Below are 4,692 nucleotides of genomic sequence, written 5' to 3'. Positions count from 1 at the left end.
CCTTGTCGCCAAACACTTCCAGGGTGCCTGAAAGCGAGCTGGGTTTATTGCCGGTAACTTCAGTCAAAATCGCCGTGGCGGTACGTTGCAGATTGGGGTTAAGCAACACCGCACCACCGATTTGGCTAACGCCATTGGCGCGGCTGTTGTTAAAGATCACCCCGGGTTGCTGCACATCAAATTGGCTGAAACGGTTGTGGGAAAGGCCCTTGGCATTGGGGTTGGCGATTTCGATGACCGGCACGCCGTTGCCGGCGTTGATGACATTAGTGCCGCCCGCCGGCGCAGTGGGGTCAACCAGAATGTCCGCCATCGCCCAGCCCGGCGCACCGGCCAGCAGCACCGACAACACCAGGCGCTTGAGTGACCAGGAAAACGGTTCGGTTGGGGAAAGAATGACCGGCGTAGCGGCAGGTTGCTGGCCAGGTTTACGTTGTGCGCGGGTGATTTCGGCGACGGGGATGAGAAAACCGAGAGACTTACTAAAAATCAGGCGAAAACAGAACTTGTTCATGGTGGAACCGGCTTAGAGTTTGGAAAGCCCGGAACTCTATATATGGCGAGAGAATTTCCATGCAGGACATTTCTTTCAATGCCAACCCCACTTCCTGCAAAGCCAGGATCCTATTCGATTGCTCCCCGCTGACCGTTCGCTAAAGGCACGTTAAACGAGCGCGGCAATCACCCGGTCCAGCGCCCGGCGGTAGGCAAAAAACCTGAACCGTGCACCGCTGCGCCAAGTCGGAACTAGTACTTGGTGCTGCGCCGGGCTTATTTAGCCCGTGCGTGCACGCCTACCGACTTGCTCAGGAGCCTGCATGCACGCCGTGAATTTTTACGATGCCCCTGTCACTCGTTCAAACGCCTTGTCGCGCTTGAACGAGTGCACGTGGCGTGGGCAGCGCTAACCGATGGCAGCTATTTATATAGGCATGTCGGGTTGGCGCTATGCGCCGTGGCGTGGCGATTTCTACCCCAAGGGCCTGGTGCAGAAAAACGAACTGAAGTTCGCCTCCCGCGCGGTCAATAGCATCGAAATCAACGGCTCGTTTTATGCGCTGCAAACGCCGGAGCGCTATCGCGGTTGGGCGGCTGATACGCCAGAGCGCTTTGTCTTCAGCATCAAGGCGCCCCGCCTGATCACCCATATCAAACGCCTGCATGACATCGAACAACCGCTGGCCAACTTCTTTGCCTCGGGCCTCGGCCAGTTGGATGACCGCCTCGGCGCCATCCTTTGGCAATTCCCGCCGAGCTTTAAATTCGATGCGGCGCTGATGGAGGCCTTTCTCGCTCAACTACCCACCGATGGCAAAGCGGCAAAAAAGCTCGCCAGCCAGAGCGATGAGCGCATGCAGGTGGAAGGTTATCTGGACTGGCAAGGCAAACGCGCCCTGCGCCACGCCGTGGAAATCCGCAATGACAGTTTTGTCGACCCAGCCTTTATCGCGTTGCTACGCAAATTCAACGTGGCGCTGGTGATCGCCGACACCGCAAAGAAATGGCCATACGCCGAAGACCTCACTGCCGACTTTGTTTACATGCGCCTGCATGGTGACAAAAAGCTCTACAGCAGCGGTTATTCAGACGCTGCGCTCAAGCGCTGGCACAAGCGCATGGACGCCTGGCGCCATGGCAAACAGCCCGACGATGCGCACCTGATAAGTCCCGACAGCAAACCCAGCCCTGGCCCACGGGATATCTATTGCTACTTCGATAACGACATCAAGGTGCGCTCGCCCTATGACGCCCGCGCCCTTCTGGAGTCGTTCGACCTCACCGGCGCCCTGCTCACCCGCCCCGGTGAACTACCGCAAGGAATCGAGCTATGAGTACCGTCAATCCAGTTCCCCTGCCCGTCGGCGAACAGCGCCCGGCAGTGCACTCGCTGCGCATTCTTACGGTGAACACGCACAAGGGTTTTACCGCGCTCAATCGCAAATTTATTTTGCCGGAGCTGCGCGATGCGGTGCGCACGATGGAGGCCGACTTGGTGTTTCTGCAGGAGGTGCACGGCACCCACGAAACCCACGCCAAGCGCTTTAGTAATTGGCCGTCGACACCGCAGTACGAGTTTCTCGCTGACAGCATGTGGCCGCAGTTTGCCTACGGCCGCAACGCGGTGTACCCAGACGGCGATCACGGCAATGCATTGCTGTCAAAATTTCCCATTCTGCGCCACGACAACCTCGATGTTTCGGTAGGTGTACATGAGCAACGTGGCCTGCTGCACAGCGTGCTCGACGTGCCGGGGCACCGTGAGGTGCATGCCATCTGCGTACACCTGGGCCTGCGTGAAACGCACCGGCAAAAACAACTGCATTTGCTGCGCGCCCTGCTCGATAGCCTGCCACAGGATGCCCCGGTAATTATCGCCGGCGACTTCAACGACTGGCGGCTACGTGCCGACGCAGTACTGGAAAAAGCCGGCATGCAGGAAGTGTTTATGCAGCATTACGGCATGCCGGCGCGCAGCTTTCCGGCGCGTTGGCCGCTGCTGTGCCTGGACCGCATTTATATCCGTAACGCCAGCAGCCATGAGCCGCAGGTGTTGTCGACTCGGCCGTGGTCGCACTTATCTGACCATGCGCCTCTGGCTGTGGAGATCCGCCTATGAAGTACGAGTGGCGCGAAGGCAATGACGTACAGCTGCTGATTAACGGCGAGGAGTTTTACCCTCGGGTGTTTGCCAGCATCCGCGCGGCGCGCAAAGAGGTGTTGCTAGAGACCTTCATTATTTACGAAGACAAAGTCGGCCAGCAGTTGCAGGAAGTGCTGATCGAAGCGGCGCGCCGTGGCGTGCATGTGGAAGTGACGGTCGATGGCTATGGCACCGCCGGCATCACCGCGCCCTATGTGGCGGCGCTGACTGAAGCCGGGGTGAAGCTCAATGTATTCGACCCACGCCCACGGGTGTTGGGTTACCGCACCAACCTGTTCCGCCGTCTGCACCGCAAAATTGTGGTAGTCGACGCCGAGTTGGCCTTTGTTGGCGGTATCAACTTTTCCGCTGATCATTTGGGCGATTTCGGCCCGATGGCCAAGCAGGATTACGCCGTGGAAGTGCGCGGCCCGATCGTCACCGATGTGCATCGCGCAGCCTTGGAGCTATTGGCCATCCGCCGTGGTGAAAAGCCCAACAGCCAACCGGCCTCTCCCGCCAACCACTTTCGCGGCAACGTACGTATGCAGGTATGCCTGCGCGATAACGATGAGTACCCCACCACCATCGAAGCGGCCTATATGGCGGCTATTCGTTCGGCCAACTATCGCCTGATAATTGCCAACGCCTACTTCTTCCCCGGTTACCGCCTGCTGCGCGAGTTGCGTAATGCCGCGCGTCGAGGGGTGAAAGTCACCCTGATTATGCAAGGCATGCCAGATATGCCAGTGGTGCGCCTGTGCACCCGCCTGCTCTACAACTACCTGCTGCGTGACGGTGTGGTGATTCACGAATATTGCCAACGGCCGCTACACGGCAAGGTGGCACTGGTGGACCACGAATGGGCCACGGTCGGCTCAAGCAACCTCGACCCACTTAGCTTGTCGCTGAATCTGGAAGCCAACCTGATGATTCGCGACCACCGTTTTAACCAGCAGCTGTACGAACACCTGAGCACCCTGGCCAAGGACAAATGCAAAACCATCACCCTGGAGCGGGTGATGCGCGGCTACTGGTGGCGCGCGCCCATCATCTTTTTAACTTTTCACTTCTTGCGCTACTTCCCCGCCATCGCCGGTTGGTTTCCAGCGCATTCACCGCGCCTAAAACCCTTGACCGCCGACGATGCGGTGGTGCCTAAAGATGAGCCAGAGGTGGAGCTGCACTGCAAGATTGAGGAAAGCCGATGACAGGTCAGAGCGTTGCCGCCGAGCAGGACGACAAGCCACAAGCACCGTGGAAAATCTGGGCCAAGCGGCTGATCAATATCTTCTTCTTTTGCCTGGTGCCGGTGATGCTGTACCTGCTGGTACGCAACCTCGACTGGCAAGAAGTGAAAACCGCGCTGCATGCCTACAGTTGGCAAACCCTGGCGCTAGCCTTGGCCGCCAGCGCTGCCAGCTACGCGGTGTACAGCTGCTTTGACCTGATCGGCAGCCATTACACCGAGCACAAACTGCCGGCGCGGCAGACTATTCCGGTTACCTTTGTTTGCTACGCCTTTAACCTCAACCTCAGTTCCTGGGTCGGCGGCATCGCCATGCGGTACCGGCTGTATTCGCGGCTGGGGCTGGATGTGCCGACCATTACCAAAGTCATCAGCATTAGCCTGCTGACCAACTGGCTCGGCTATATCATTTTGGCCGGTGGGGTGTTTTCGCTGCGCTTGGTCGACCTGCCAGAAAACTGGAAAATCGGCGAAACCACCCTGCAATACATCGGCTTTGGCCTGATCGCGGCGGCGCTCGTTTATCTGTTCGCCTGCAAATTCAGCAAACGGCGCAACTGGCACTTCGGCAAACAGGAAATCACCCTGCCGAGCCTGCGTATGGCGTCGGCCCAGGTCGTGCTGGGTACGCTGAACTGGGGGCTGATGGCCGCGATGATTTTTATCCTGCTGCCGGACAAGGTGTCGTACTGGGACATTCTTGGCATCTTGCTGATCAGCAGCATCGCCGGGGTGATCACCCATATTCCCGCCGGGCTGGGCGTACTTGAAGCCGTGTTTATCGCCCTGCTGCAACATCAGG

5 protein-coding genes are annotated in these 4,692 nt (G+C 58.4%); 4 read left to right on the top strand and 1 reads right to left on the bottom strand.

Annotated features, from left to right (window positions below; all coding sequences use genetic code 11):
* The coding region (locus AAAB16_RS12680) for an ESPR-type extended signal peptide-containing protein (protein ID WP_340663642.1) at window positions 1–514 on the bottom strand (514 nt) is incomplete at its 3' end.
* A gap of 397 nt (window positions 515–911) precedes the next feature.
* Here AAAB16_RS12680 and AAAB16_RS12675 point away from each other — a divergent pair.
* From AAAB16_RS12675 to AAAB16_RS12660, 4 genes are all read left to right on the top strand, one after another.
* Window positions 912–1,832, top strand: coding sequence for a DUF72 domain-containing protein (locus AAAB16_RS12675; protein ID WP_340663641.1), 921 nt, complete (start codon window positions 912–914; stop codon window positions 1,830–1,832).
* Window positions 1,829–2,617, top strand: coding sequence for an endonuclease/exonuclease/phosphatase family protein (locus AAAB16_RS12670; protein ID WP_340663640.1), 789 nt, complete (start codon window positions 1,829–1,831; stop codon window positions 2,615–2,617). Before AAAB16_RS12675 ends, AAAB16_RS12670 begins: the two co-directional genes overlap by 4 nt.
* Window positions 2,614–3,852 (top strand): cardiolipin synthase ClsB, encoded by a 1,239-nt coding sequence (clsB, locus tag AAAB16_RS12665; RefSeq protein WP_340663639.1) that lies wholly within the window; start codon window positions 2,614–2,616, stop codon window positions 3,850–3,852. Before AAAB16_RS12670 ends, clsB begins: the two co-directional genes overlap by 4 nt.
* A partial coding sequence (locus AAAB16_RS12660; RefSeq protein ID WP_340663638.1) for a lysylphosphatidylglycerol synthase domain-containing protein occupies window positions 3,849–4,692 on the top strand: 844 nt, incomplete at its 3' end. The genes clsB and AAAB16_RS12660, both read left to right, overlap by 4 nt.

Source organism: Pseudomonas sp., assembly GCF_037994325.1.
Lineage (GTDB): Bacteria > Pseudomonadota > Gammaproteobacteria > Pseudomonadales > Pseudomonadaceae > Aquipseudomonas.
The sequence above is the reverse complement of the archived record's forward strand: the minus strand, read 5'-3'. Positions and strand labels throughout refer to the sequence as shown.

Excerpts from the sequence above, each read along its gene's own strand:
- AAAB16_RS12675 (WP_340663641.1), top strand. The coding sequence starts at position 912 with ATGGCAGCTATTTATATAGGCATGTCGGGTTGGCGCTATGCGCCGTGG.
- AAAB16_RS12670 (WP_340663640.1), top strand. The coding sequence starts at position 1,829 with ATGAGTACCGTCAATCCAGTTCCCCTGCCCGTCGGCGAACAGCGCCCG.
- clsB (WP_340663639.1), top strand. The coding sequence starts at position 2,614 with ATGAAGTACGAGTGGCGCGAAGGCAATGACGTACAGCTGCTGATTAAC.